This is a genomic window from Streptomyces sp. NRRL B-3229 (assembly GCF_000719505.1).
In the GTDB taxonomy this organism is placed as follows: Bacteria; Actinomycetota; Actinomycetes; order Streptomycetales; family Streptomycetaceae; genus Streptomyces; species Streptomyces griseorubiginosus.
Genome location: NZ_JOGP01000013.1, coordinates 22,185 through 49,167 on the forward strand (window position 1 = coordinate 22,185; position 26,983 = coordinate 49,167).

General features: G+C 70.8%; 23 protein-coding genes and 2 pseudogenes. 15 read left to right on the top strand and 10 right to left on the bottom strand.

From position 1 onward, the window contains the following. Positions 1–24 precede the first annotated feature (24 nt). Both IF54_RS0122035 and IF54_RS0122040 read left to right on the top strand, forming a co-directional pair. A complete protein-coding gene (locus tag IF54_RS0122035) occupies positions 25–462 on the top strand; it encodes a GNAT family N-acetyltransferase (RefSeq protein WP_030321308.1) in 438 nt (145 codons plus the stop codon). Between the two features lie 79 nt (positions 463–541). Next, a complete protein-coding gene (locus IF54_RS0122040) occupies positions 542–1,135 on the top strand; it encodes a histidine phosphatase family protein (RefSeq protein ID WP_030321310.1) in 594 nt (197 codons plus the stop codon). Between the two features lie 5 nt (positions 1,136–1,140). On the opposite strand, the gene IF54_RS0122045 is transcribed toward IF54_RS0122040, so the two are convergent. Then, positions 1,141–1,602 carry a DUF6314 family protein gene (locus IF54_RS0122045; RefSeq protein WP_030321312.1) on the bottom strand — a complete coding sequence of 154 codons (462 nt, stop codon included), beginning with the start codon at positions 1,600–1,602 and terminating at the stop codon, positions 1,141–1,143. 193 nt (positions 1,603–1,795) lie between these two features. On the opposite strand from IF54_RS0122045, the gene IF54_RS0122050 reads away from it, so the two are divergent. After that, positions 1,796–4,273: an alpha-L-arabinofuranosidase C-terminal domain-containing protein gene (locus IF54_RS0122050; protein ID WP_030321314.1), complete on the top strand. Its 2,478-nt coding sequence runs from the start codon at positions 1,796–1,798 to the stop codon at positions 4,271–4,273. Here the strand turns inward: IF54_RS0122050 and IF54_RS0122055 are convergent. Further along, complete coding sequence (locus IF54_RS0122055) at positions 4,260–4,697, bottom strand: carboxymuconolactone decarboxylase family protein (RefSeq protein WP_030321316.1); 438 nt, start codon at positions 4,695–4,697, stop codon at positions 4,260–4,262. The genes IF54_RS0122050 and IF54_RS0122055 overlap by 14 nt on opposite strands. Positions 4,698–4,880: 183 nt before the next feature. Between IF54_RS0122055 and IF54_RS0122060 the strand changes: the two genes are divergently transcribed. From IF54_RS0122060 to IF54_RS0122085, 6 genes are read left to right on the top strand one after another with little or no spacing between them, the layout of a single operon-like run. Continuing rightward, positions 4,881–7,502: a YfhO family protein gene (locus IF54_RS0122060; RefSeq protein WP_107047871.1), complete on the top strand. Its 2,622-nt coding sequence runs from the start codon at positions 4,881–4,883 to the stop codon at positions 7,500–7,502. Between the two features lie 45 nt (positions 7,503–7,547). Then, the gene (gene argC, locus IF54_RS0122065) at positions 7,548–8,576 is read left to right on the top strand and encodes an N-acetyl-gamma-glutamyl-phosphate reductase (protein WP_030321320.1); all 1,029 of its coding nucleotides are present in this window, start codon (positions 7,548–7,550) and stop codon (positions 8,574–8,576) included. Beyond that, positions 8,573–9,724, top strand: a complete 1,152-nt coding sequence (gene argJ / locus IF54_RS0122070) for a bifunctional glutamate N-acetyltransferase/amino-acid acetyltransferase ArgJ (protein WP_030321323.1) — start codon at positions 8,573–8,575, stop codon at positions 9,722–9,724. The genes argC and argJ overlap by 4 nt, the downstream gene beginning before the upstream one ends. Then, entirely contained in the window at positions 9,721–10,632 is a 912-nt protein-coding gene (gene argB / locus IF54_RS0122075; protein ID WP_030321325.1) for an acetylglutamate kinase, read from the top strand. Before argJ ends, argB begins: the two co-directional genes overlap by 4 nt. Then, a complete protein-coding gene (locus IF54_RS0122080; protein ID WP_030321328.1) occupies positions 10,629–11,816 on the top strand; it encodes an acetylornithine transaminase in 1,188 nt (395 codons plus the stop codon). Before argB ends, IF54_RS0122080 begins: the two co-directional genes overlap by 4 nt. Before the next feature lie 19 nt (positions 11,817–11,835). Beyond that, positions 11,836–12,381 carry an arginine repressor gene (locus tag IF54_RS0122085; RefSeq protein ID WP_020138005.1) on the top strand — a complete coding sequence of 182 codons (546 nt, stop codon included), beginning with the start codon at positions 11,836–11,838 and terminating at the stop codon, positions 12,379–12,381. A 64-nt stretch (positions 12,382–12,445) separates the two neighbouring features. Here IF54_RS0122085 and IF54_RS0122090 read toward each other — a convergent pair whose 3' ends face one another. The 5 genes from IF54_RS0122090 to IF54_RS0122110 all read right to left on the bottom strand — a co-directional run bounded on the left by IF54_RS0122090 (position 12,446) and on the right by IF54_RS0122110 (position 17,350). Next, entirely contained in the window at positions 12,446–13,246 is an 801-nt protein-coding gene (locus IF54_RS0122090; RefSeq protein ID WP_234439032.1) for an FAD:protein FMN transferase, read from the bottom strand. Then, on the bottom strand, positions 13,239–14,030 hold the full coding sequence (locus IF54_RS0122095) for an FMN-binding protein (protein WP_030321333.1): 792 nt from the start codon (positions 14,028–14,030) through the stop codon (positions 13,239–13,241). Before IF54_RS0122095 ends, IF54_RS0122090 begins: the two co-directional genes overlap by 8 nt. Before the next feature lie 29 nt (positions 14,031–14,059). Continuing rightward, entirely contained in the window at positions 14,060–15,442 is a 1,383-nt protein-coding gene (locus IF54_RS0122100) for a ferric reductase-like transmembrane domain-containing protein (protein WP_030321336.1), read from the bottom strand. 77 nt (positions 15,443–15,519) lie between these two features. Next, positions 15,520–15,978, bottom strand: a complete 459-nt coding sequence (locus IF54_RS0122105) for an FMN-binding protein (RefSeq protein WP_030321339.1) — start codon at positions 15,976–15,978, stop codon at positions 15,520–15,522. 19 nt (positions 15,979–15,997) lie between these two features. Continuing rightward, positions 15,998–17,350, bottom strand: coding sequence for a ferric reductase-like transmembrane domain-containing protein (locus IF54_RS0122110; protein ID WP_030321340.1), 1,353 nt, complete (start codon positions 17,348–17,350; stop codon positions 15,998–16,000). A gap of 148 nt (positions 17,351–17,498) precedes the next feature. Between IF54_RS0122110 and IF54_RS0122115 the strand changes: the two genes are divergently transcribed. Beyond that, a complete protein-coding gene (locus IF54_RS0122115; RefSeq protein ID WP_030321341.1) occupies positions 17,499–18,239 on the top strand; it encodes a response regulator transcription factor in 741 nt (246 codons plus the stop codon). Continuing rightward, on the top strand, positions 18,236–19,678 hold the full coding sequence (locus IF54_RS0122120; RefSeq protein ID WP_030321343.1) for a sensor histidine kinase: 1,443 nt from the start codon (positions 18,236–18,238) through the stop codon (positions 19,676–19,678). Before IF54_RS0122115 ends, IF54_RS0122120 begins: the two co-directional genes overlap by 4 nt. 28 nt (positions 19,679–19,706) lie before the next feature. Here the strand turns inward: IF54_RS0122120 and IF54_RS0122125 are convergent, their stop codons facing one another. Then, positions 19,707–20,294, bottom strand: coding sequence for a pyridoxamine 5'-phosphate oxidase family protein (locus IF54_RS0122125; RefSeq protein ID WP_030321345.1), 588 nt, complete (start codon positions 20,292–20,294; stop codon positions 19,707–19,709). Between the two features lie 121 nt (positions 20,295–20,415). After that, positions 20,416–21,036, bottom strand: a pseudogene (locus tag IF54_RS39715) (hypothetical protein). Positions 21,037–21,233: 197 nt separating this feature from the next. On the opposite strand from IF54_RS39715, the gene argH reads away from it, so the two are divergent. The 4 genes and pseudogenes from argH to IF54_RS0122150 all read left to right on the top strand — a co-directional run bounded on the left by argH (position 21,234) and on the right by IF54_RS0122150 (position 25,913). Next, on the top strand, positions 21,234–22,658 hold the full coding sequence (gene argH / locus IF54_RS0122135; RefSeq protein WP_030321348.1) for an argininosuccinate lyase: 1,425 nt from the start codon (positions 21,234–21,236) through the stop codon (positions 22,656–22,658). A gap of 129 nt (positions 22,659–22,787) precedes the next feature. After that, positions 22,788–23,766 (top strand): annotated as a pseudogene (locus IF54_RS39720) (aldo/keto reductase). Positions 23,767–23,850: 84 nt separating this feature from the next. Next, positions 23,851–24,399 carry a TetR/AcrR family transcriptional regulator gene (locus IF54_RS0122145; protein ID WP_030321350.1) on the top strand — a complete coding sequence of 183 codons (549 nt, stop codon included), beginning with the start codon at positions 23,851–23,853 and terminating at the stop codon, positions 24,397–24,399. Beyond that, positions 24,396–25,913, top strand: a complete 1,518-nt coding sequence (locus IF54_RS0122150) for an MFS transporter (RefSeq protein ID WP_030321352.1) — start codon at positions 24,396–24,398, stop codon at positions 25,911–25,913. Before IF54_RS0122145 ends, IF54_RS0122150 begins: the two co-directional genes overlap by 4 nt. Positions 25,914–25,969: 56 nt before the next feature. On the opposite strand, the gene IF54_RS0122155 is transcribed toward IF54_RS0122150, so the two are convergent. Next, entirely contained in the window at positions 25,970–26,641 is a 672-nt protein-coding gene (locus IF54_RS0122155) for a lysophospholipid acyltransferase family protein (RefSeq protein ID WP_030321356.1), read from the bottom strand. Positions 26,642–26,983: the final 342 nt, after the last annotated feature.

Below are 26,983 nucleotides of genomic sequence, written 5' to 3' on the forward strand. Positions count from 1 at the left end.
GCCGTGACCTGGGAATCTCCCGGCATGAACGACATTCCGCCCCTCGCCCCGGGCTACGAGATCTCCACCGACCCCGAGCGGCTCGACGCCGACCTGGTGCACCACTGGCTGTCCACCGACGCGTACTGGGCGATCGGTCGCTCCCGGGAGAAGCAGGACCGGGCGATCGCCGGGTCGCTCAACTTCGGGGTGTACGACACGGCCTCGGGGGAGCAGGTGGCCTACGCGCGCGTGGTCACCGACATGGCCACCTTCGCCTGGCTCTGCGACGTCTACGTGGACCGTGCCGCACGCGGCAAGGGGATCGGCGTGGCGCTCGTCGGAGCCGTGCGGGAGCATCTGCGGCCGTACGGCCCGAGGCGGATCATGCTCGCCACCCGGGACGCGCACGGCGTGTACGAGAAGCTCGGGTTCGCCCCGCTCGCCCAGCCGGACATCTGGATGGCGCTGACCGATCTGTGACCGTAAGCCCGCGGGCACCCAGGGTAAATCCCGGGTAACGCCTCTTGACCTGCGCACTTCCGCGGCTCACGATCACCGCATGCAACTTCGGGTCACGTTCGTCGCCGCCGCGCGGAGCTCCTCGCTGCTCACCGAGCGGTTCGAGGACGACCGTCCGCTCGACCAGGCCGGCTGGGACCAGGTGCTGGCCGTGGCGCCCGAGCTGCTGCCGCTCGCGGCGGCCGAGCTGCGGTACTGCTCGCCCACGCCCCGCAGCCGTGCCACCGGGGACGCCCTCGGGTACGCGCCCCTCGTCCAACTCGCCCTGCGGGACTGTGACATGGGGCGCTGGCGTGGGCTGACCCTCGGCGAGGCGATGGCCCGCGAGCCGGAGTCCGTGGACGCCTGGCTCGCCGACCCGCGGTCCACCCCGCACGGCGGCGAGTCGCTGCTCGCATTCGTCGCCCGGGTGGGGGAGTGGCTCGACACCCGGCCGATGGAGGACCGCGGCCGGGTCGTCGCCGTCGTGGAGCCGGCTGTGGTCCGGGCCGCGCTGGTGTACGTCCTGAAGGCGCCGCCGTCGACGTTCTGGAACATCGACGTCCGCCCCCTGTCGGCCATCACGGTGACCGGCCGCGCCGGCCGCTGGAACCTCCGCTTCGAGGGGGTCTCGGAGCAGCACGCGCGCGCGTAGAGCAGTCACGAGCGGCGGGGCGTTCCGCCCACGCGTGTGTACTCCGTCCTCAGGACCAGGTCCTTCGCCGGGCCGCCGACCCGCCACACCGTGCGCCAGTGCTCGTGGTCCAGGACGGTGAACTCGCCGCGGTACAGGTCCGCCGCGCACGGGTGGTCGGCGACATGGCGGCCGGAGCCCAGGTCCAGGTCGTGGAAGGGCCGTCCGTCGGAGAAGCGGACGTCCGCCGTGCCAGGTGTCGTGCCCGGCAGGAACCGGAGCGTCCGTTCGGCGGGGCGCGGCACGCCCTGCCAGACGAAGGTGCCCGACTCCCGGGACAGCAGCCCGCCGCCCTCCAGTCGGCCGAAAGCGGTGGTGCCGGAGAACGTGCCCTCCGTCCCGCTCGTCAGGTCCCGCACGGTCCGCTCGGTCCGCCACTCCCCGGCCAGGTAGGCCAGAACGTCCGGCACTGGCCAGAACCTGCCCATGTGCCCCTCGCTTCCGATCACTTCCGACACTTTCGGTACCGCGCGACCCGTTGACGCTCCGGAATCCCCCTCCCTATGTTGCCGTTCGATGTGCTGATCAGCGTCCGATATTTCGAACCTACGTCGGTAGAACCCCGCTTCGACAGAACCCCGCTCCCGTAGAACCCCACTTCGACAGAGCCGCGGAGTATCCATGTCACGCACCCGCTGGAGACTCGGTCTCAGCGCCACCGCCCTGCTCGTGGCGGCAGGAACGATCTCCCCGTCCGCCCATGCCGAGGACGTCACCGACTACGCGATCACCGTCGACCCGAGCGCCAGGGGCGCGACGATCGACGACACCATGTACGGCGTCTTCTTCGAGGACATCAACCGGGCCGCCGACGGCGGTCTGTACGCCGAACTCGTGCAGAACAGGTCCTTCGAGTACTCCACCGCCGACAACGCCTCCTACACCCCGCTCACCTCGTGGACGGTCGACGGCACCGCTCGGGTCGTGGACGACGGCGGCCGCCTGAACGAACGCAACCGCAGCTATCTCGACCTGGGCGCCGGTTCGTCCGTGACGAACGCCGGATACAACACCGGCGTCCACGTCGAGTCGGGCAAGAAGTACGACTTCTCGGTGTGGGCCCGTGCGGACGCCGGCACCACCCTCACCGTCTCGCTCCAGGACTCCGGCGGCACGCTCGCCACCGCCCGCAAGGTGAACGTCACCAAGAGCGGCTGGACCCAGTACCGGGCCACCCTGACCGCGACCCGGACCAGCAGCGACGGCCGCCTCACCGTGGCCTCCTCGGCGGCTGCCGCACTCGACATGGTCTCCCTGTTCCCGCGCGACACCTACCGCGGCGAACCCAACGGCCTGCGCAAGGACCTCGCCGAGAGGATCGCCGCCCTGCATCCCGGCTTCGTGCGCTTCCCCGGCGGCTGCCTGGTCAACACCGGCTCGATGGAGGACTACAGCCAGACCTCCGGCTACCAGCGCAAGCGGTCCTACCAGTGGAAGGACACCGTCGGGCCGGTCGAGACGCGCGCGACAAACTCCAACTTCTGGGGCTACAACCAGAGTTACGGCCTCGGCTACTACGAGTACTTCCGGCTCGCCGAGGACATCGGCGCCATGCCGCTGCCCGTCGTCCCCGCCCTGGTGACCGGCTGCGGCCAGAACAAGCCCGTCGCCGACGACGCCCTGCTCAAGCGGCACGTCCAGGACACCCTCGACCTCATCGAGTTCGCCAACGGCCCGGCGAGCTCCACCTGGGGCAAGGTGCGGGAGAGGATGGGCCACCCCGAGCCCTTCCACCTCACCCACATCGAGGTCGGCAACGAGGAGAACCTGCCGAACGAGTTCTTCGCCCGCTTCAAGGAGTTCCGGGCCGCCGTCCAGGCGAAGCACCCGGACATCCAGGTGATCTCCAACTCCGGCCCCGACGACTCCGGTACGACCTTCGACACGGCCTGGCAGCTCAACAGGGACGCCGAGGTCGACATGGTCGACGAGCACTACTACAACAGCCCGCAGTGGTTCCTCCAGAACAACGACCGCTACGACTCCTACGACAGGCACGGCCCGAAGGTCTTCCTCGGCGAGTACGCCTCCCAGGGCAACACCTTCAAGAACGGGCTCACCGAGGCCGCGTTCATGACCGGCCTGGAACGCAACGCGGACGTCGTGAAACTCGCCTCCTACGCACCGCTGTTCGCCAACGAGGACTACGTCCAGTGGCGCCCGGACCTGATCTGGTTCAACAACCACGCCTCCTGGAACTCCGCCAACTACGAGGTCCAGAAGCTGTTCATGAACAACGTCGGCGACCGCGTGGTGCCCTCGACGGCCACCGGCACGCCCTCGCTGCTCACCCCGATCACCGGCGCCGTGGGCCTCTCGACGTGGGCGACGACGGCGGCGTACGACGACGTGAGGGTCACGGACGCCGACGGCCGGGAGCTGCTCACCGACGACTTCTCCTCCGGCGCCTCGAAGTGGACGCACACCGGAGGCGGCTCCTGGAGCATTCAGGACGGGCAGTACGTGCAGACCGACGTGAACGCCGAGAACACCATGGTCTCGGCCGGTGACCCGTCCTGGCACGACTACGACCTGAAGGTGAAAGCCACCAAGAAGGCGGGCAAGGAGGGCTTCCTCGTCGCCTTCGGCGTCAAGGACACCGGCAATTACTACTGGTGGAACATCGGCGGCTGGAACAACACCCAGAGCGCCGTCGAACAGGCCGTGGGCGGAGGCAAGTCGACGCTGATCTCCAAGGCGGGCTCGGTCGAGACGGGCCGCGCCTACGACATCGACGTCAAGGTGCGCGGCCGCCAGGTCACCCTCTACCTCGACGGTCAGGAGTGGGGCAGCTTCCGGGACGACAAGCCCGCCGAGCCGTTCCGCCAGGTCGTCACCGAGGACCGCAGGACAGGTGAGCTGATCGTCAAGGTCGTCAACGCACAGGACTCGGCCGCCCGTACGGCCGTCGACCTGGGGCGCGCCAAGGTCGCGTCCAAGGCCCGGGTCACCACACTGGCCGCCGCACCGGACGCCGTGAACAGCGAGACGTCGACGGCGGTCGCCCCGGTGCGGTCCACCTTCGACGGGGTCGCCGGGAAGTTCACGTACACCTTCCCGGCGAACTCGGTCACCTTCCTGAGGATCAGGCAGAAGTAGCCGAGGGGTCGGCGGGCTGCTGTCCGACGGGCAGCAGCCCCCGCTCGTCGAAGACCTTCCGTGCCACGGCCGTGGCGTTGAGGGCCCTCGGGAATCCGCAGTAGCCGGCCGACTGCAACAGCGCCTCGACGATCTGCTCGGGGGTCAGACCCACGTTCAGGGCCGTGTTGATGTGCACCTCCAACTGGGTCTCGCAGCCGCCGAGCGCGGTGAGCATGCCCAGCGTGACCAACTGGCGGTCGCGCGGCGCGAGCTGCGGCCGTGCGTAGATCTCGCCGAATCCCCAAGCGATGACCTGGTGGCCCAGCTCCGGGCTGATGTCGGCGAGCGAGTCGACGACCAGCTGCCCCACCTCGGGGTTGACGCTGCCCAGCATCTCCAGGCCCCGTGCGAAGCGCTCCTCGCGGGTGGTGCTCTCGCTCATGTCAGCTCCTTCTGTCCGCACGGTCTCCCTCGGCCTCCGTCGCCTGCGGGTCGTACGGAATTCACTTCACCGCCATCGGCGGTCGGACAACCAACCGTATGCACCCCCTGTCTAAATCGACGCAGTGACAACGCACGGGGCTGACGTCCCGGACGGGGGCTTGAATTGACCAGTGGACAAGGCGTGCGACTGACCGTCCCGCCCGAACCGAGGACCGCGGACGACCTGAGGGACGACCGGCCGTCCGGACCTGTCGCGGCCCCACCGCCGGGACCGGCGCGGGCCGCCCTGCTCGCCGCGGCGATCACCGTCGCGGTGCTCTGCGCCGCCGACGCCGTCGCCCGCAGTTACCCCTTCGGCCCGCGCACCCGGAACGTCAGCGACCTCGGCAACCAGTACGTGCCCTTCCATGCGCACCTGTGGGACCTGCTCCACGGGCGCGGCAGCGGCGGGCTCCTCGTCAACTGGCAGTCGGGGTACGGCGTCGGCTTCCTGCCCGACCTCGGGACCTATCTCACCAGCCCGTTCGCCCCGCTCGTGGCGGTGTTCCCGAGGAACGAGATCGACCTTGCGGTGTACGTGATCACCGTGCTGAAGATCGCGGGTGCCGCGGCCGCCATGACCTGGCTGCTGCTGCGACTGCGTCCCGGGCGCTGGTGGGCGGCCGGTCTGCTGGGCGCGTCGTACGCCCTGTGCGGCTGGACCGTGGCGACCGCGTCGTACAACCTCATGTGGCTCGACGGACTGATCGCCCTGCCGCTGCTCTGCCTGGTCGGTGAGTGGGTGCTGACCGGCCGGCGCTTTTTGCTCGGGGTGCTGGTGGTCACGGCAGCCTGGATCGCCAACTTCTACACCGCGTACATGGCCACCCTCGCCGCCGCCCTGGTGTTCCTGCTGCGGCTGTGCCTGGCCGACCTCCCGGCCCGCCGCAGGCTCACCGCCGCAGGCCGGGCCGCCCTGACCTTCGTCCTCGGCATCGGCCTGGCCGCGCCCCTGGTCACGGTCGTGTACTTCGGCAGCGCGCACGCCTCCCCGGGCCGCTTCACCCAGTTCGCGCGGGTGGACACCGAGGACCTGCTGGCCCGGCTGCTGCCGACGACGTACAGCTTCGGCTCCCCAGCGCTCTTCGTCGGCACCACGGCCCTGCTGCTCGCCCTCGCGCTGCCCTTCCACCGGGCGGCCCCCCGCCGGGTGCGCGCCGGGTGGACGCTGCTGGTGGTCGCGGTGACCCTGTCGATCCAGTGGGGCCCGACCCATCTGCTCTGGCACGCCTTCGCCGCCCCGCAGGGCAGCTCGTACCGCCAGGCCTTCGTGGTGTGCGCCCTGCTGGTGATCGCCGCCTGGCACTCCCTGTCGTACCGCCCGCTCGACCGCCGGGCACTGGCGGCGGCGGCCGGACTGCTCGCGCTCGTCGCGCTCGTGGCGAGCGGCAGTCACCTGGTGCGCTTCTTCGCCTGGCCCGTCTTCCTGACGGCGTTCGTGGGCGCCCTGCTCGGGCTGCTCCTGCTCGGCCGGCGGCGCCCCTTCCTGCGCACGGCCCCCGCCGCGCTCGCCGCCGTGCTGCTCATCGGCACGCTGGCCGGCGAGGCCACCGCCACCTCCGCCGTGGCCACCCGGATGCGGCTCGGGCACATGGACGACTACGCCCCGTGGGGGGACCGGCAGCAGGAGCAGGCGGACGCGATCGCCCAGGCCGGCGGCTGGCCCCGCTACCGCACCGACCCGGGCCGGGAGCAGACCGTCGGCAACGACCCTCTGGAGGTCGGCGGCGAGGGCGCGCAGTACTACAGCAGCCACACCTCCGCCGTGTTCAGCAGCACCCTCACCGCCCTCGGGTACGGCTGGACCTCGGGCGGGCGCAGCCTCCAGAGCCTCGACAACGCGGTCACCGACGCGATCTTCTCCGTGGGTGCCCGGGTGCACTCCCCGCCGGACCCGCACCAGGACTGGTTCCCGCAGGACGGCAGCGGGGTGACCGTGACCAGGCAGGACGTACCGCCCCTGGTGACCGTACGGCCGTCCCCGGCGACCGGCGCCTTCGGTCCCTCGCCCTACCGCAACCAGGAACTCCTGCTCGGCGCTCGTGTCTACACCGTGCCCCGGGTCACCGTCCTGAACGGCGCAGGGAGACCGGCGGACCGCAGCAGGGACCAGCGCCGGGGCGTGCGCGTGGGAGGGCGGGCGACGCTCACCGCCCGGTGTCCCGGGGGCGACGAGGTCTACCTCTGGGCGCCGCACTTCGGGGGCAGCGCCCGGCTCGCCGGGCCCTCCGCCGACGGTCTGACCGGCCGGTTCCGCGCCGACTGGCCCGTCACCAAGATCGCCGCCATGCAGCGCCTCGGCAGGGTCCCGGACTCCGGGCGCCTCACCGTCGAGCTGTCGCCGTACCGGATGGGTGTCGTGCCGGACCGGGCGATCGGCTGCCTGGACACAGGCCGGCTGCGGTCCGCCGTACGACAGCTCGAGGCCACCGGCGCGACCGAGGTGACCGTCTCAGGCTCCGGGGGCTCGATCCACGCGGAGCTTCCGGCGGGCAGCAAGGGGGTCGCGGTCGTCGCGGCGCCCCGGATCGCCGGCTGGCGCTGCGCCGCCGGTGCCGCCGACGCCGTACCCGCGAAGCAGTACCACGGTCTGATCGCCGTACCGCTGGACGGCACCTCGACGAGTGTCACCTGCGACTTCCGTCCCCCGGGACTGCGGCTCGGCTCCACGGTCGGGGCCGGGGCGCTGGTCTGCCTCCTCGGGATCGGCGCGTTCGGGGTGGTGCGCCGGAGGAGGGGCGTGAGTATGCACGTGGTTGCATAAACGTGCAGCGAAACGTATAGTCATGCCATCCAGGAGGAGGATGACATGGCGGTACGTGCGGCAGTGGCCGGGGCGAGCGGATACGCGGGCGGTGAGGTCCTGCGGCTGCTCCTGGCGCACCCCGAGGTCGAGATCGGCGCCCTGACCGGCAACTCCAACGCCGGACAGCGCCTCGGCTCGCTCCAGCCCCACCTGCTGCCGCTCGCCGACCGGGTGCTCCAGGAGACCACGGCCGACGTCCTCGCCGGCCACGACGTCGTCTTCCTCGCCCTGCCGCACGGCCAGTCCGCCGCCGTCGCCGAACAGCTCGGCCCGGACGTCCTCGTCGTCGACATGGGTGCCGACTTCCGGCTGAAGGACGCGGCCGACTGGGAGACGTTCTACGGCTCCGCGCACGCCGGCACCTGGCCCTACGGCCTCCCCGAACTGCCGGGTGCCCGCACCGCGCTGGAGGGGGCCAAGCGCATCGCGGTCCCCGGCTGCTACCCCACCGCCGTCACCCTCGCCCTCTTCCCGGCCTACGCCGCCGGCATCGCCGGGGACCAGGCCGTGATCGTCGCCGCCTCCGGCACCTCCGGCGCGGGCAAGGCACCGAAGCCCAACCTGCTGGGCAGCGAGGTCATGGGCTCCATGTCGCCGTACGGCGTCGGCGGCGGGCACCGGCACACGCCGGAGATGATCCAGAACCTCAGCGGGGTGGCGGGCGAGACGGTCTCCGTCTCCTTCACGCCGACCCTCGCGCCGATGCCCCGCGGCATCCTCGCCACGTGCAGCGCCGCCGCCAAGCCCGGTGTGACCGCGGAGAGCGTCCGGGCCGTCTACGAGAAGGCCTTTGCCGACGAGCCCTTCGTCCACCTGCTCCCCGAGGGCCAGTGGCCCGCCACGGCGTCCGTCTACGGTTCGAACGGCGTTCAGGTACAGGTCGCCCTCGACGAGGCCGTGGGCCGCATCATCGCGATCAGCGCCATCGACAACCTGACCAAGGGCACCGCGGGCGGTGCCGTCCAGAGCATGAACATCGCCCTCGGACTCCCCGAGGAGCTGGGTCTTTCCACGATCGGAGTCGCACCGTGAGCGTCACGGCAGCCAAGGGATTCCAGGCGGCGGGCATCGCCGCCGGAATCAAGGAGAACGGCAACCCGGACCTGGCCCTCGTGGTCAACACCGGGCCCCGCCGCGCCGCCGCCGGCGTCTTCACCTCCAACCGTGTGAAGGCCGCGCCGGTGGTGTGGTCCGAACAGGTACTCAAGGACGGCGAGTTGACGGCCGTCGTCCTCAACTCCGGCGGCGCCAACGCCTGTACGGGCCCGAAGGGCTTCCAGGACACCCACGCCACCGCCGAGAAGGCCGCCGAGGTCCTCGGCATCGGCGCCATCGAGGTCGCCGTCGCCTCCACCGGGCTCATCGGCATGCTGCTCCCGATGGACAAGCTGCTGCCGGGCGTCGGGACCGCGGCCGCCCAGCTCTCCGAGCACGGCGGCGAGAAGGCCGCCATCGCCATCAAGACCACCGACACCGTCCACAAGACGTCCGTCGTCACCCGGGACGGCTGGACCGTCGGCGGCATGGCGAAGGGCGCGGGCATGCTCGCGCCGGGGCTGGCCACCATGCTGGTCGTCCTCACCACGGACGCGGACCTTCCGAGTGACGTACTCGACAAGGCCCTCAGGGCCGCCACCCGGACCACCTTCGACCGCGTCGACTCCGACGGCTGCATGTCCACCAACGACACCGTGCTGCTGCTCGCCTCCGGCGCCTCCGAAGTCACCCCGGACCACGCGGAGTTCGCGGAAGCCGTACGGCAGGTCTGCGACGACCTCGGCCAGCAGCTCATCCGGGACGCCGAGGGCGCCAGCAAGGACATCAAGGTCGAGGTCGTGAACGCGGCCAGCGAGGACGACGCCGTCGAGGTCGGCCGCTCCATCGCCCGCAACAACCTCCTCAAGTGCGCCATCCACGGCGAGGACCCCAACTGGGGCCGCGTGCTCTCCGCCATCGGCACCACGCAGGCCGCCTTCGAGCCGGACCGGCTGAACGTCGCCATCAACGGCGTCTGGGTCTGCAAGAACGGCGGCGTCGGCGAGGACCGCGACAAGGTCGACATGCGCTACCGCGAGGTGCACATCGTCGCCGACCTCGCGGCCGGCTCCGAGACCGCCACCATCTGGACCAACGACCTCACCGCCGACTACGTCCACGAGAACAGCGCGTACTCGTCATGAGCAATGTGACCCGCAAGCACACCGCGCTCCCCAAGGCGCAGATCCTCATCGAGGCGCTGCCCTGGCTGGTCCGCCACAACGGCAAGACCGTCGTCATCAAGTTCGGCGGCAACGCCATGATCGACGAGGACCTCAAGGCCGCCTTCGCCCAGGACGTCGTCTTCCTGCACCACGCCGGGCTCAAACCGGTCGTGGTGCACGGCGGCGGCCCGCAGATCAGCGCCGCACTCGACAAGCACGGCATCGTCAGCGAGTTCAAGGCCGGCCTGCGCGTCACCACCGAGGACGCCATGGACGTCGTACGGATGGTGCTCGCCGGGCAGGTGCAGCGCGAGCTGGTGAACCTGCTCAACGAACACGGGCCGCTCGCCGTCGGGTTGACCGGCGAGGACGCCCACACCATCACCGCCACCAAGCACCAGCCCGAGATCGACGGCGAGTTGGTCGACATCGGGCGGGTGGGCGAGATCACCGCGATCGACACGGGCGCGATCGAGGCACTGCTCGCCGACGGCCGGATCCCGGTCGTCTCCTCGATCGCCCGGAGCCAGGACGACGGACATGTCTACAACGTCAATGCTGACACGGCGGCTGCGGCACTCGCTGCTGCTCTTGGAGCGGAGACTCTCATGGTCCTCACGGACGTCGAGGGCCTCTATGAGGACTGGCCGCACAGCGACGAGGTGATCAGCCGCCTCACCGCTTCCCAACTGGAGAAGCTGCTGCCGGAGTTGAGCTCCGGCATGGTCCCGAAGATGGAGGGCTGCCTGCACGCCGTGCGCAACGGCGTCACCACGGCCCGGGTCATCGACGGGCGGGTCCAGCACTCGATCCTGCTGGAGATCTTCACCGACGAGGGCATCGGCACGATGGTCGTGCCGGACGCGCAAGAGGGGGATGCCGTATGACCGACAATCAGGAGCTCACCCAGCGCTGGCAGGGCTCGCTCATGAACAACTACGGCACCCCCCGGCTGCCTCTCGTACGCGGTGCGGGCACCAGGGTCTGGGACAGCGAGGGCAACCAGTACCTCGACTTCGTCGGCGGCATCGCCACCAACGCGCTCGGCCACGCCCACCCCGCGATCGTCGAAGCGGTCAGCCACCAGATCGCGTCGCTCGGCCACATCTCCAACTTCTTCATGGCGGAGCCGACCGTCGCCCTCGCCGAGCGGCTGCTCCAGCTCTTCGGCCGGGACGGCAAGGTCTTCTTCTGCAACTCCGGCGCCGAGGCCAACGAGGCCGCCTTCAAGATCGGCCGGCTCACCGGACGCGGCCACATGGTCGCCACCGAGGGCGGCTTCCACGGCCGGACCATGGGCGCCCTCGCACTCACCGGCCAGCCCGGCAAGCGGACCCCCTTCCTGCCCCTGCCCGGTGACGTCACGCACGTGCCCTACGGCGACGCGCAGGCCCTGGCCGCCGCGGTCACCGAGGACACCGCGCTCGTCGTCATCGAGCCCATCCAGGGCGAGAACGGCGTCGTGGTGCCCCCGGCCGGCTACCTCAAGGCGGCCCGGGCGATCACCGCGGCCAAGGGCGCCCTGCTGGTCCTCGACGAGGTGCAGACCGGCATCGGCCGCACCGGGCACTGGTTCGCGTACCAGGCCCACGAAGGCGTGCTGCCGGACGTGGTCACCCTCGCCAAGCAGCTCGGCGGCGGGCTGCCGCTCGGCGCGACCGTCGCCTTCGGCCGGACCGCGGAGCTGCTCCAGCCGGGGCACCACGGCACGACGTTCGGCGGCAACCCGGTCGCCTGCGCGGCCGGACTCGCCGTCCTCGACACCATCGGGACCGACGGGTTGCTGGAGAACGTCAAGCGGCAGAGCGAGAAGCTGCGGGACGGAATCGAGTCGCTGGGACACCCGTTGATCGGCCATGTCCGGGGTGCGGGGCTCCTCCTGGGTATCGTGCTCACCGAGCCGCTGGCACCACAGGTGCAGCAGGCGGCTCAGGACGCCGGTCTCCTGGTGAACGCGCCCGCCCCCGATGTCGTACGACTGATGCCGCCGCTGAACCTCGGCGACGACGAAGTGGACGCGCTTCTTCAGGCTCTCCCCGGCATCCTGGGTGCCGCCGAGGGAGACGGATGATCCGGAGAATGAGACGACGATGAGTCATGCGCAGGAGCACGAGCACAACGGGGGCGCCGGGCCTGCCGTGCCGCAGACGCGTACCGCGCGCCACCGCCGGATCGTGGACATCCTCAACCGGCAACCGGTGCGGTCGCAGAGCCAGTTGGCCAAGCTGCTGTCCGACGACGGGCTGAGCGTCACGCAGGCGACGCTCTCCCGGGACCTCGACGAGCTCAACGCGGTGAAGATCCGCAACACCGACGGCGACCTGATCTACGCGGTGCCCAGTGAAGGGGGTTTCCGGACTCCCCGTGCTCCGCTGGGGGAGTCTGCGAAGGAGGAGCGGATGCGGCGGCTCTCGCAGGAGCTGCTGATCTCTGCGGAGGCTTCGGCGAACCTGGTGGTCTTGCGTACGCCGCCTGGGGCTGCGCAGTTCTTGGCCTCGGCGATTGATCAGGCTGAGCTGCATGACATTCTCGGGACCATTGCCGGTGATGACACGTTGATGCTGATCAGCCGGAACCCTACGGGGGGTCAGGCACTCGCCGAGCATTTGTTGCGGTTGGCTCAGAACGGGCACTAGAGGTTGTCGGTCGGGTGCGGGTTTGTGGGGGCTGGTCGCGCAGTTCCCCGCGCCCCTGACCGTCTCACCCGAGCCTAGCTGCCAAGCCCCCGGTGATCAGCACCTCGTCGCCTGCCGTGATCAGGAGGGCCTCCGTGTCCGGGAGGGACTCCAGCCAGGTCAGGCCCTCCCGGGAACCCATGGCGAAAGCTGCTGTCGCCCAGCAGTCCGCCCAGGTCAGGGTGGGGGCCACTACCGTGACCGCCACCAGGTCCGTGACCGCCGAGCGGCCCGTTCTGGGGTCGACGATGTGGGCGCCGCGTTCGGCCGAGCCCGAGGTCGCCACCGCCAGTTCCGCCGCTCCCGCCGCCGAGACCACGGCCGCCAGGCCGCCCGGGCGCAGGGGGTCCGAGACGCCCACGCGCCACGGGCGTTCGGGGCCCGGGACGCCCAGCAGCTGGACGTCCCCGCCGCCGTTGACGCTCACCCCGGTCGGGCCCGCGAGAGCGACCCGGCGGGCCGCGCGTTCCACCGCCCAGCCCTTGACGATGCCGGTCGGGTCGAGGCGTCCCTCGTAGCGCATGCTGAACCAGCCGTCGCTCAAGTGCTCGGCCTCGGAGCCGAGTTCGAGGACCTCGGCGACCTCGGGGTCGCACTCGGCGACCGTCAGCTCACCGCGGGCCAGCCGGGAGACCTGGCTGTCGTCGCGGTAGGTGCTGAACACCTCGTTCACGCGGTGCAGTTCCGCCACCGCCTCCCGCACCGCCGTCTGTACGGCGACGGGTTCCCCGCCGCGGACGTCGAAGGAGAAGACCGTCCCCATGACCTCCTCCACGTGACGTACCGCGGCGGGAGCTTGTGCCGGCTCGGCCACCGTGTCAGCCACCGGCCTGGTCCAGCGCGGACTGGAGCGACTTCTTGTAGCCCTCGCTGGTGTAGGTCGCCCCGGACACCGAGTCGATGTCCGCGCTGCCCGCCGCCACCGCCTCCTGGTTGAGCTTCGGGATCGACAGCTCCGTCTTCTGGTCGCTGGTCCCGCCCTTGGGCGCCTGGACCGCCTCGGCGTTGGTGATCTTGCCGCCGCTGACCGTGATCCGGACCTGGACCGGCCCGTACTGCGTCTGGGCCACCGTGCCGGTGACCGTCTTGGCCGCCGCCGCTCCACCGCCGCCCGCCGGCTTGGAGGGCTGCGCCGACGGCTGGGCCTGCTGGGCTGCCGCGTTCGCCTTGTCGATCGCCGACTGGAGCGACTTCTTGTAGCCCTCGCTGGTGTACGTCGCCCCGGAGACCGTGTCGATCTGCGGGCTCTGCTTGGCGACCACGGCCTGGTTGAGCTTGGGGACGGAGAGGGCGGTCTTCTGGTCGCTGGTCCCGCCCTTCGGCGCCTGGACCGCCTCCGCCTTGGTGATCCTGTTGCCGCTGACGGTGATCCGGACCTGGACCGGGCCGTACTGCGTCTGGACCACGTCACCGGTGACCGAGCCGCCGGCGGCCGCCCCCGTGCCGCCCTGGGCCGACTCCTGCGCCGCCGCCGTCTGCTGCGGCAGCGTGCCGCCCGCCTGGGCGGACGCCGGGTCCGAGGAGGGCTTCAGCGACAGCATCAGCACGACACCGGAGACGGTGGCGGCGGTCGCGAGCACGACTCGACGGACGGGGTGAGACTTCCTCATCGCTTCAACAGCTCCTGGATTCCCGTCGCTCACATCTCGAACGACTCGTGATGGATGCGGCGGGCGGGCACACCCGCCCCGCGCAGTGCTTCGTACACGGCCTGCGCGAAGCCGTTCGGCCCGCACATGAACACGTCGTGCTTGTCGATGTCGGGGAGCTTGCGCTGGAGGGACTCCGCGGAGATGTCCGGGCGCTCCCCGTCCGGACTGTTGACCGCGTACATCAGCCGGGCCCCGCGCTCCTCCGCGATGACGGCGAGCTCGTCCCACAGGGCCAGGTCCTGGGTGGTGTTGGCCCGGTACAGGAGGGTGATGTCACCTGCCGCGCCCGGCAGCGTCTCGAACAGGGCCCGCATCGGCGTGATGCCGACACCGCCGGCCACCAGCAGGACCTTGCCGCGGCTGCGGCGCTGGGCGGTCATGGCGCCGTAGGGGCCCTCGGCCCACACCTTGGTGCCCGGCTCCAGCTCGCGCAGCCGTTCGCTGTGGTCGCCGATCGCCTTCACCGTGATCCGCAGCATGCCCGGTCGGGGCGCCGCGGACAGCGAGTAGGGGTGGGAGCTGAACCGCATGCCCGGCGCGAGGAACCGCCAGCGGAAGAAGTGGCCCGCCTCCGCGCCCATCCGGTGCAGCTTGCGCCCGCCGATCAGGACCGACACCACGCCGGGCGTCTCCTCGATGACCGCCTCGACGTACATGCGGTGCCGCAGGTTCAGCCGGATCGGGGTGAGGATGCGGTACCAGACGACCAGGGCGGTGACCGAGCCGTACAGCCCGTACCAGACGGTCTTGGCGACCGGCTCGACCGCGAAGTCGTTGCCGGTGGTCAGCTGGTGCCAGAAGGTCAGGAAGACCGCCGCGTACGTCAGCAGGTGCACGTGGTACCAGGTGTCGTACGGAATCCGCCGGCGCACCCCGCCGATCGAGATCAGTCCGATGAGGAACAGCAGACCGGTGCCGATGGCCGCCTTGCCCATGTCCGGCAGCTGGTTGATGGAGTCCATCGTCTGCTGGACGATGTCGCCGAGGCCCTTGCCCGCCTGGAGGGCGTAGCCCCACATGATCAGGAAGACGTGGGCGACGACCAGGCAGAGCGTGTAGCGGCCGGTCATCGCGTGCCAGCGGGCGACCCGGTCGGATCCCACCCGGCGCTCCAGCGCGGGCACCCGGGCCATCTGGAGTACCACGAGCGCCATCAGATAGCCCGCCAGCAGACCGGTGATCCGGCCCGCGTTGAGGATCTTGCTGTTGTCGTCGGCCACGGACGGCGTGTTGTGCCACCACAGCCACAGCACACCGGCCGCGCCCGCCCATACGGCGATCAGCAGGACGGTCGCCGGGGAACGGCGCGGGCGGATGCGGCGCATCGTCTGGCGGCGGGCGGCGCGGCCGCCTGCGAGCGTCGTGGTCACGTTTCCTCCGGATACGGGGGCAAGGGGGGTGGGCGTGGTCCCTTGGTCCTTGGATACGTGCCGTGACGCCGGTGTGTTCAGCTGCCGGCCGAGTCCAGTGCGGACTGGAGTGACTGGCGGTAACCGTCGCTCGTGTACGTGGCCCCGGAGACCGTGTCGATGTCCGCGCTCTGGGCCTGGAGGGCCTCGCTCCGCAACCGGGGCAGGGCGTAGCTGTTGATCTCCTGGTCCCGCGGGTTGTCCGTCGGGTAGCTGACCGCGGTGACCTCGGTGAGCCTGCCGTCCTTGATGGTGACGCGGACCTGGACCGGACCCCAGCGGGTCTGGATCGTGTCGCCGGTGACGGTCTTCGTGCCGGTGGTGGCCGAGCCACTGCCGCTCGACGCGCTCGCGCTGCCCGAGGGCGCGGGCAGCGCCAGGGCGGCCTGTGGCGAGGCATGCGGCTTCAGCGACAGCAGCATCACCATCCCGGAGACGGTGGCGGCGCTCGCCAGCACGATCCGGCGCAGCGGACGGTTCTTCTTCAGCGCGTGCACTTCTACGGCCTCACAGGTCTCAGAGTTCGAACGACTCGTGGTGGATCCGGCTGTCCGGGACCCCGGCGGCCCGTAGTTCCTCGTACAGGTCCCGGGCGAAGCCGTGCGGGCCGCAGATGTAGACGTCGTGACCCGCGAGGTCCGGGACGGCGGACCGCAGGGCGCGGGCGCTCAGATCCGGGCGGCGGCCGTCCGGTCCGTTGAGCGCGTACAGCACCTTCGCGCCGCGCCAGCGGGCCAGGGCCTCCAGCTCGCCCCCGAGGGCCAGGTCCTCGGCGGTGCGGGCCCGGTAGAGCAAGGTGACCTCGCCCGGGAGGGTCTCGAACAGGGCCCGCATCGGGGTGATGCCGACACCGGCGGCCACGAGCAGCGACCTGGGCGAGGACTGCCGGTCCCCGGTCAGCGAGCCGTACGGCCCCTCCGCCCACACCCGGGTGCCCGGCCGCAGCAGTGCGACGGCCGTACTGTGGTCGCCCAGTGCCTTGACGGTGATCCGCATGCGGTCACGGCGGGGCGGCGCCGACAGGGAGTACGGCGTCGAGGTCCATCCCATGCCCTCCCCGAGGAACCGCCAGCGGAAGAACTGCCCCGCCTGCGCGCCCAGTTCGTCCAGGCGGCGGCCGTGCACCACGACTGAGTACACGCCGGGCGCCTCCCGGTGCACGGACTCCACGCGCAGCCGGTGCCGCAGGTTCAGCCGCACCGGGGCGAGGATCCGGAACCACAGCACCAGCGCGGCGACGCCCAGGTACAGCGCGTACCAGGCCGCGGTCGCCGCCGTGTTTCCGTTGAAGTCGTTGCCGAGGGCCAGCTGGTGGCCGAAGGAGAGGAACACGGCCGCGTAGGTGAGGAGGTGGACGTAGTACCAGAACTCGTGGCTGGTGCGGCGACGCACCGCCCGCGCCGAGGTGACGCCGACGGCGAGGAGGATCACCGTACCGGCGGTGGCCTTGAGCATCTCCGGATAGTCGAGGACCACCGTGAGCGTCTCGTGCCACAGCGAGGCGCCGTCCTGGGCCGCGTACCCGGCGAGGATCAGCCCGACGTGCGCGAGCAGCAGGCAGACGGTGTACCGGCCGGCCATCGCGTGCCACCGGGCCACCCGGTCCGAGCCGACCCGCCGCTCCAGCAGCGGGACCCGTGCCATCAGCCCGACCAGCACCGCACAGGCGTACCCGCACAGCAGCCCGGCGATCCGCCCGGCCCCGGTCAGCCACCCGGCCGTACCGACCACGGACCCGGTGTCCGTCCACCACAGGGCGAGCACGGCCGCCGCCCCCGCCCAGAGCAGGGCCAGTACGACACCCGCGGGTGATCGTCGCGCGGGCGGCGCCACGGCCGGTGCGGCCCGCCGCTCGTACACGGTGGTCATAGGGGTGTCCTTTCGCCTGTCCTGGCACCACTGTGCGAGGGCAACCTCTGAGGACCCTCTGAACGGGCACGCGCTGAGCCCACTCAGAGGAAACTCAGAGCATCCCGCGCTGTCCGACTCGCGCGCCGGGGGAGATCCTGGAGAGGCCATGAACACGACCCGCTCCGGCCGCCCCGCCCTCACCCGCCCCGACGGCACCCCGCTGCGCGTCCTCGTCGTCGATGACGACCCGGACCTCGCCGAGGTACTCTCCGGCGCCCTGCGCTACGAGGGCTGGCAGATCCGCACGGCCGGGGACGGCGCCTCGGCGGTGGCCGCCGCCCGGGAGCTGCTGCCGGACGCCGTGGTCCTGGACGTGATGCTCCCGGACACCGACGGCTTCGCCGTCCTGCGGGACCTGCACACCGTGAAGGCGGACGTCTGCGTGCTCTTCCTGACCGCCCGGGACGCCGTCGAGGACCGCATCAAGGGCATCACGGCGGGCGGCGACGACTACGTCACCAAGCCGTTCAGCCTGGAGGAGGTGGTCGCCCGGCTGCGCGGACTGCTGCGCCGCGCGGGCATGGCCCGCCAGCTGGACGAGGGCCCGCGGCTGACCGTCGGCGACCTGGTCATGGACGAGGAGGCCCGTGAGGTCACCCGCGGCGGCGAGCTGATCGAACTGTCCCCGACCGAGTTCGAGCTGCTGCGCTTCCTCATGCGCAACCCGCGGCGGGTGCTCAGCAAGACGCAGATCCTCGACCGGGTCTGGTCCTACGACTTCGGGGGCCGCGCCCACGTCGTCGAGCTGTACATCTCCTACCTGCGCAGAAAGGTGGACGCGGGCCGCGAACCGATGATCCACACCGTGCGCGGGGCGGGCTACGTGCTCAAACCGGTGACGTCGTGAGGATCCCGTGGCCGCACACCCTGCGGGCCCGGCTCACCCTCGGCCTCGTGGTGCTGCTGGCGGTCAGCTGTGCCGCGGTCGGCGGCGCCGCGGTGCTCGGCCTGCGGGGCTTCCTCACCAGCCGCCTCGACGAGCAGCTGGCGGAGGCCGGGAACAGGTTCGCGGTGAGCCTGGAGCACCGGGGGCAACCGGTGAAGGACGACCACGACGGCGACGAGCACGGCGACACCCGGAGGCAGGCCACCGGCACCTTCGGCGCCCGGCTGGTGGACGGCAGCGTCACCAACGCGGCGGTGGTCCGCTCCGCCGGCACCCTGAACGTCGACCTCACCGCCGCCGACCGCGCCCGGCTCGCCGCGATCCCGGCCGACGGCCGGGGCCACAGCGTCGACCTCTCCGCGCTGGACGACTACCGCATGCTCGCCTCCCACGGCCTGGACGGCGACGTTCTGGTCACCGGCCTGCCCCTGGAGCCCGTCGAGGCCACCGTCCACCGCCTCGTTCTGGTCGCCGGGATCGTCTTCGGAGCCGCCCTCACCGCCACCGGCGTCGCTGGCGCCCTGTGGGTGCGCTGGGCCCTGCGCCCGCTCAGCCGGGTCGCCGCGACCGCCACCCGGGTCAGCGAACTCCCGCTGGCCAGCGGGGAGGTGGCCCTGCCGCCCCGGGCCCCCGAGTCCGACCCGCGCAGTGAGGTGGGCCGGGTCGCGGGCGCCTTCAACCGCATGCTCGGCCATGTCGAGGACGCCCTGACCAAACGGCACGCGAGTGAGGAGCGACTGCGCAGCTTCGCCGCCGACGCCAGCCACGAACTGCGCACCCCGGTCGCCTCGGTGCGCGGTCACGCCGAACTCGCCCTGCTGCACCCCGGCCCGGTCCCGCCCGAGGTCACCCGGGCCCTGGAACGCATCGCCGCCGAGTCCACCCGCATGGGCGCGATGGTCGACGACCTGCTCCTGCTGGCCCGCCTGGACGCGGGCCGTCCCCTGGAGTCCGCCCCCGTCGACCTCACCCGGCTGGTCCTCGACGCCCTCTCGGACGCGCGGGCCACCGGTTCCGGTCACCGCTGGGAGCTGGACCTCCCCGAGGACCCGGTCACGGTGACGGGCGACGAACACCGCCTCCACCAGGTCCTGGCCAACCTGCTGGCCAACGCCCGTCTGCACACCCCGGCGGGCACCAAGGTGACGGTTGCCCTGGAGACCGACGGCACCACGGCCACGCTGACGGTCCACGACGACGGCCCCGGCATCCCGGACGACATCCGGCCGGGCGTCTTCGAGCGCTTCACCCGGGCCGACCGCAGCACCAAGGCCCCCACCGGCGGCGCGGGGCTCGGTCTGTCGATCGTGGCCGCGGTGGTCGAGGCGCACGGGGGAGAGGTGACCGTGGAGAGCGGGCCGGGATCGACGACGTTCACGGTCCGGCTCAGGAGCGGGTGAACGTCAGACCGTGGAAGGTGCCAACGGGTCACACCGTGGAGGGCGGCAACGGCAGCGGCAGTCCGGGGAGCCCGTCCAGGCTCGTGGCGATGTGCTCCTTCTTGGCGAAGTACGCACTCAGGGAGTCGTCGTCCTCGCGCGCGAAGCGCTTGCCGTGCAGCTCGCGGTCGCCGTCGTACGACATGTAGGGCACCGCGTAGCCGCAGGAGTCCCGGACCACCTCGGCCGTCACGACGACGATCGCCCGCAGGCCGTGCCGGGTCGGGTCGATGTCCGGGAAGTGGGAGAGCAGGTCCGTGAAGCGCGGGTCGTCCCGGAAGACGGGCTCACCGCGTCCGTGCACCCGCACGATGTTCGGCGGTCCCTGGAACGCGCACCACATCAGGGTGATCCGGCCGTTCTCCCGCAGATGCGCGATCGTCTCGGCGTTGGATCCGGCGAAGTCGAGGTAGGCCAGGGTGAGTTCGTCGAGGACCACGAAGGAGCCGCGCAGACCCTTGGGGGAGAGGTTGACCGTGCCCTCGCCGGAGAGCGGGGCGGTCGCGGTGAAGAAGAGGGGCTGCGCCTCGATGAAGGTGCGCAGCCGGCCGTCTATGCGCTCATAGGTCTTTCCCATGTCTAAGCATTATGGGTGCAAACCTTTTGCCTGTCTAAGGAATTCGGGCGTCCACTTGCGCGGACGTGCCCGTGGCCGCCCCGGCCGGCGCTCACACGGGGCGGCCACAGCGCCTGTCACGTCACTTGGTGAGCGTGCAGGCGGCCAGGGAGTCGAGGCCCTGGGGCTTCGCCGCGGTACGGCCGATGGAGATGGCGATGCGGTCGATGGTCGACTTCCGCTTGTCGGCCAGCGGGCCGAGGATGGCGTTGTTGACGAAGTTGGGGCCGCCCTGTCCGACGGTGTCGACGAGGCGCTTGTTGGCCTCGTCGATCTGGGTCTGGAGCAGTCCCCTTGCCGGCGTTGGCGTTGCCACCCGCGTTGGCGTTCGCGTTGCCGTTGTTGGCGCCCGCCGCGCCGGCGCCGTTCAGCGTGCAGGGCGCGAGCGCGTCCAGGCCCTGCGGCTTGGCCGCGGTACGGCCGATGGCCGTGGCGATGCGGTTGACCGTGGCCACGCGCTTGTCCTTCAGCGGGCCGAGGATGGCGTTGTTGACGAAGTTGGGGCCGCCCTGTCCGACGGTGTCGACGAGGCGCTTGTTGGCCTCGTCGATCTGGGTCTGGAGCAGGTGGTGGTGCTGCCGCTCTTGGAGGTCTCCCCGGCGAGGGCGGTACCGGCGACGATCGCGCCGGTCAGTGCCACGGCGGCGGCGCCACCGATGATCGCCACGCGGCGCTGGTTGTACTTCGGAAGAGCCCTGGACATGCGGATGCCTCACTCGGGGTCGGGAGTGGTCTTCGTTGACAAACGCGGCGCCTGCGTTCGGCGTGAAGTACGGGCAAGCGGTTTCAGGTGTTCAAAGGGACCGCAAATTCTCCGCCCCTCGGTCCCGAATTGACGAATCATGCAGAGCTCTGCATAATCATGCATAACGTTGAGTGCAGCGGTGAGGAGCAACGCAAGTGAGCAGCAACAGCGGTGACGTCCGGCTCTGGGGCGGTCGTTTCGCCGACGGCCCCGCCGAGGCCCTGGCCAAGCTGTCCGCGTCCGTCCACTTCGACTGGCGGCTCGCGCCCTACGACATCGCCGGTTCGCGGGCCCACGCGCGCGTGCTGCACAAGGCGGGTCTGCTGAGCGAGGACGAACTCCAGCGCATGCTCGCCGGACTCGACCAGCTGGAGGCCGACGTGGCCGACGGCTCCTTCGTGGGCACCATCGCCGACGAGGACTGCCACACCGCCCTGGAGCGGGGCCTGCTGGAGCGCGTCGGCCCCGACCTCGGCGGCAAGCTGCGCGCAGGCCGCTCCCGCAACGACCAGATCGCGACCCTCTTCCGCATGTACCTGCGGGACCACGCCCGGATCATCGGCGGCCTGATCGCCGAGCTCCAGGACGCACTGGTCGGTCTCGCGGAGGCCCACCCGGACGTGGCGATGCCCGGCCGCACCCACCTCCAGCACGCCCAGCCGGTGCTGTTCGCCCACCACGTCCTGGCCCACGTCCAGTCCCTGTCCCGGGACGCGGAGCGGCTGCGCCAGTGGGACGAGCGCACGGCGGTCTCGCCGTACGGCTCGGGAGCGCTCGCAGGCTCCTCCCTCGGCCTCGACCCGGAGGCGGTGGCGAAGGACCTCGGCTTCGAGCACGGCTCCGTCGGCAACTCCATCGACGGCACGGCCTCCCGTGACTTCGTCGCGGAGTTCGCCTTCATCACCGCGATGATCGGCGTCAACCTCTCCCGGATCGCCGAGGAGATCATCATCTGGAACACGAAGGAGTTCTCCTTCGTGACCCTGCACGACGCCTTCTCCACGGGCTCGTCGATCATGCCGCAGAAGAAGAACCCGGACATCGCGGAGCTGGCCCGGGGCAAGTCCGGCCGCATGATCGGCAACCTGACGGGCCTCATGGCCACCCTGAAGGCCCTGCCCCTCGCCTACAACCGCGACCTCCAGGAGGACAAGGAGCCGGTCTTCGACTCCTGCGACCAGCTGGAGGTCCTGCTCCCCGCCTTCACCGGCATGATGGCCACCCTCACGGTCAACCGGGAGCGCATGGAGGAACTGGCTCCGGCCGGCTTCTCCCTCGCCACCGACATCGCCGAGTGGCTGGTCAAGCAGGGCGTGCCCTTCCGGGTCGCCCACGAGGTCGCCGGCGAGTGCGTCAAGGCCGCCGAGGCCGAGGGCAAGGAACTGAACGACCTGACGGACGAGCAGTTCGCGAAGATCAGCGCCCACCTGACCCCGGAGGTCCGCTCGGTCCTCAACGTCCCCGGCGCCCTGGCCTCCCGCAACGGCAGGGGCGGCACGGCCCCGAGCGCGGTGGCGGTACAGCTGGCGGAAGTGAAGAGGGACCTGGCAGCTCAACACCGGTGGGCAGAACGCAGCTAGGGGCGCGGGACTGTATCGATGTGCGGCTCCGCCGCGTGGGCGCGACCGGCCGCAAAGGACCCGCACCCGCCGAAACACCCGCACAACCCACCCCCTGAAGCGAAGGGCATCCCGCGTTACGTTGGCGGCATGCCCTTCGCCCGCCTCGCCACAGCAACCACCCCCACCTCCCACATCGGCCTCGGCCTCGCCGCGGTAGGCCGCCCCGGCTACATCAACCTGGGCCGAGACGAAGACCTGGGAGACGACCGGAGCGTCGAGACGCTGCGAGCCCGCACGCACGAACTCCTCGACGCCGCCTACTTCCAAGGCGTCCGCTACTTCGACGTGGCCCGCTCCTACGGCCGCCGGCCGCAGCGAGGAGTTCCTCGCAACCTGGCTCCAGAACAATCCCGGCCGAAACGACGTGGTCATCGGCAGCAAGTGGGGCTACACCTACACCGCCGGCTGGACCACCGACGCCGAGAAGCACGAGGTCAAGGACCACAGCGTCCGGACGTACGACCGTCAGCGCGCCGAGTCCGCCGAACTCCTCGGCGACCACCTGGACCTCTACCAGATCCACTCGGTGACCCCGGACAGCCCGGCCCTCACCGACAAGGAACTCCACGCGAGGCTCGCGGAGGCGGCGGCCGGCGGCACCACCATCGGCTTCTCGACCAGCGGCCCCGCCCAGGCGGACGCGATCCGCGCCGCGCTGGAGGTGACGGTCGGCGGCGAACCCCTCTTCCGTACGGTCCAGTCGACGTACAACGCGCTGGAGACCTCGGCCGCCCCCGCCCTGGCCGAGGCCCACGACGCCGGACTCACGGTGATCGTCAAGGAGGGCATGGCCAACGGCAGGCTCGCCGCACCCCACGCGCCGGACGTCCTGAAGGCCGTCGCCGAGGAGACGGCGCTCGGCTGTGACTCGGTGGCCCTCGCGCTCGTCCTCCGGCAGCCCTGGGCCGGAGTGGTCCTGTCCGGCGCGGCCACGACGAGTCAGCTCGCCTCCAACCTCCACGCCGCCGTGGTCGACCTGGACGACGAACAGCTGTCCCGGCTCGCACAGCTGGCGGAGGAGCCGCAGGCCTACTGGCAGCGGCGCGGGCAGCTGCCCTGGCACTGAGAGAAATCCGGCTCCGGTCGACGTAGATGAGACCTCCGTACCTCGCATGAGACACAAACGTCTCATGCGAGGTATTCTTGTCTCATGGCTGTCGATCGTGACCACGTGCTGCGCAGTGCCGCGGCCCTGCTGACCCGCAAATCCACCGCGACCATGGACGAGGTCGCGAAGGCCGCCGGGATCAGCCGGGCCACCCTGCACCGCCACTTCGCCGGACGGGACGCTCTGGTGAAGGCGCTGGAGGAGCACGGCATCGCAGAGTGCGAGGCGGCGCTCGACGCCGCCCGCCTCGACGAGGGGCCCGCCAGCGAGGCCGTCGGCAGGCTCGTCCACGAGATCGAGCCCGTCGCCGGCCTGCTGGCCTTCCTCTACGGCGAGAACGAACTGTGGGAGGACGGCGGCAGCGACCCCTGGTCCCGTCTGGACCTGCGGATCGCCTCGGTGTTCGTGCGCGGCCAGCAGAGCGGCGAGTTCCGCATCGACCTCAGCCCGGTCTGGCTCACCGAGGCGCTCTACGGTCTGGTCGCCTCGTGCGCCTGGGCCACCCAGGCGGGCCGCGTCGCCCCCAAGGACTTCACCCACATGATCACCGAGCTGCTGCTCGGCGGCGCACTACGGAGAGAGGAATCATGACCAGCACCCTGCGGCCGGCGACCACGACCGAGGCGGTGCAGCGGCCGGGCCGGTGGCTCGCGCTGTCCGTCCTGGTGCTCGCCGTGCTGCTGGTGGCCGTCGACGCGACCGTCCTCGGTCTCGCGACCCCCTACATCAGCGAGGACCTGGAGCCGACCGGCACCCAGCTCCTGTGGATCGGCGACGTCTACTCCTTCGTCATCGCGGGCCTGCTCGTCTCGATGGGCAGCCTGGGCGACAGGATCGGCCGCAAGCGGATCCTGCTGCTCGGCGCGACGGCGTTCGGCGCGATGTCCGTCCTCAACGCCTATGCGACGACACCGGAGTTGATGATCCTGGCCCGGGCCCTGCTCGGCGTCGCCGGCGCGACCCTCATGCCCGCCACCCTGGCCCTGATCCGCAACATCTTCCACGACCCGCGCGAGCGCAGCCTCGCCGTCGGCATCTGGGGCGCGACCGCGTCCGCCGGTACGGCGGTCGGCCCCATCGTGGGCGGCTTCCTCCTCGAACACTTCTGGTGGGGCTCGGTCTTCCTGATCAACCTGCCGGTGATGGCGGTCCTGGTCCTCGTCGGCATCAAGCTGCTGCCGGAGTCCCGCAACCCGAACCCGGGTCCCTGGGACATGATCAGCGTCGTCCTGTCCCTGGTCGGCATGATCGCCGTCGTCTACGCGGTCAAGGAGGCCGCTTCCCACGGCGTCACCGGGGAGCCGATCGCCGCGGGCCTCCTGGGCGCGGCGGCCCTCTACGCCTTCGTGCGCCGCCAGTTGACCCTGCCGACCCCGCTCCTCGACATGCGGCTCTTCCGCAACCGCGGCTTCAGCGGAGCCGTCCTGGCCGACCTGCTGACCATCCTCGGCCTCTCCGGCCTGGTCTTCTTCCTCTCCCAGTACCTGCAACTCGTCCAGGAAAGGCCCCCGTTGGAGGCGGGTCTGGCCGAACTCCCGGCAGCGGTGGGTGCGGTGGCGGCCGGTTTGGTGGCCGGAGCGACGGCCCGCCGCTACTCGGTGCGCGCGGTGGTCTCGGGCGGCCTCGCGGCCATCGGCCTGGCCCTGGCGTCCCTGACCGTGCTCGACGAGTCCACGGGCTACCCGGTCCTGGGTGCGGCCCTGCTGGTCGTGGGTGTGGGCGCGGGCTTCTCGTTCACGGTGACGGCCGACGTGATCCTGTCGAGCGTCCCGAAGGACCAGGCGGGCGCGGCCTCGGCGGTCTCGGAGACGGCGTACGAACTGGGTGCGGCTCTGGGCATCGCGGTACTGGGCTCGATCGTGACGGGCGTGTACCGAGGCTTCACGGCGCCCGCAGGCACGCCTGAGGGTGCGCACGAGTCGTTGGGCGGCGCGGTGGAGGCGGCTTCGGCGATGCCGACGAGCACCGCTCAGGAGATGCTGTCGTCAGCGAGGGAGTCCTTCGTGGACGGTCTTGCGATCGGAGCGGGAGCCGGAGCAGCGGTCCTGCTGGCAACGGCGATCGCAGCGTGGTTCATGCTTCGCGACCAACGGTTGGGCTTTTAGGTGCGCGGGGAACTGCGCGAGAACCCCCCCACGCACCCGCACCCGACAACGAACCCTTACGCGGCCTTCGCCTTCGTCGCATACATGTCCACGTACTCCTGCCCCGACAACCGCATGACCTCGGCCATCACGGAGTCCGTCACAGCCCGCAGCACGTACCGGTCCCGGTCCATCCCGTCATAGCGGGAGAACTCCATCGCCTCACCGAACCGCACGGTGACCCGCCCAGGACGCGGCATCCCCGAACCGCCCGGCTGCAACTTGTCCGTGCCGATCATCGCGAAAGGCACGACGGGCGCGCCCGTCATCAGGGTCAGCCGGGCGATCCCGGTACGGCCCCGGTACAGCCGGCCGTCGGGCGACCGGGTCCCCTCGGGGTAGATGCCGAAGATCTTCCCCTCCTCCAGGACCCGTCGGCCCGTCATCAGCGCGGCCACGCCACCGCGGCCACCGTCGCGGTCCACGGGGATCATGCCGACCCCGGTGAAGAACCAGGCCATGAGGCGGCCCTTGAGCGACGTGCCCGTGACGTACTCGTCCTTGCCGATGAAGAACACCTGCCGGTCGCACACCAGCGGAAGGATCATCGAGTCGATGAAGGTGAGGTGGTTGCCGGCGAGGATGACGGGACCGTCGCCCGGGATGTGCTCCGCGCCCTCCACCTGCGGGCGGAACATCAGGCGCATGATCGGTCCGAGCACTGCCTTGATGAACACGAAGCGGGACAACGGGCCCTCCGATGTCAAGAGAACGGCCAAGGAAACTGTATGAGTCTGTGCAGGTGAGGACATTACTCGCGGCTCGGGGAATCGTGCACATCGAGCACCGCGGGTTCACCGAGGTCTTACGCATTGTTGACGCTCGTTTACCTGCGGCGAGGTCGCGTTGCCTGCCGGAAACCCGGTCGGAACGATGTGACGCACATCCCCCCGACGGACGCGTATCCCGGCTCCCTGCCCCGATGCCGACGGGTTGTCAGACGTCTGTTCCCATGCGACATCCCGCGTCACCCGCGTGTTCCGCCGCAGGTCTCCCGTCCGTCACGGAGGCCGACCTACGATCGGCCCGCA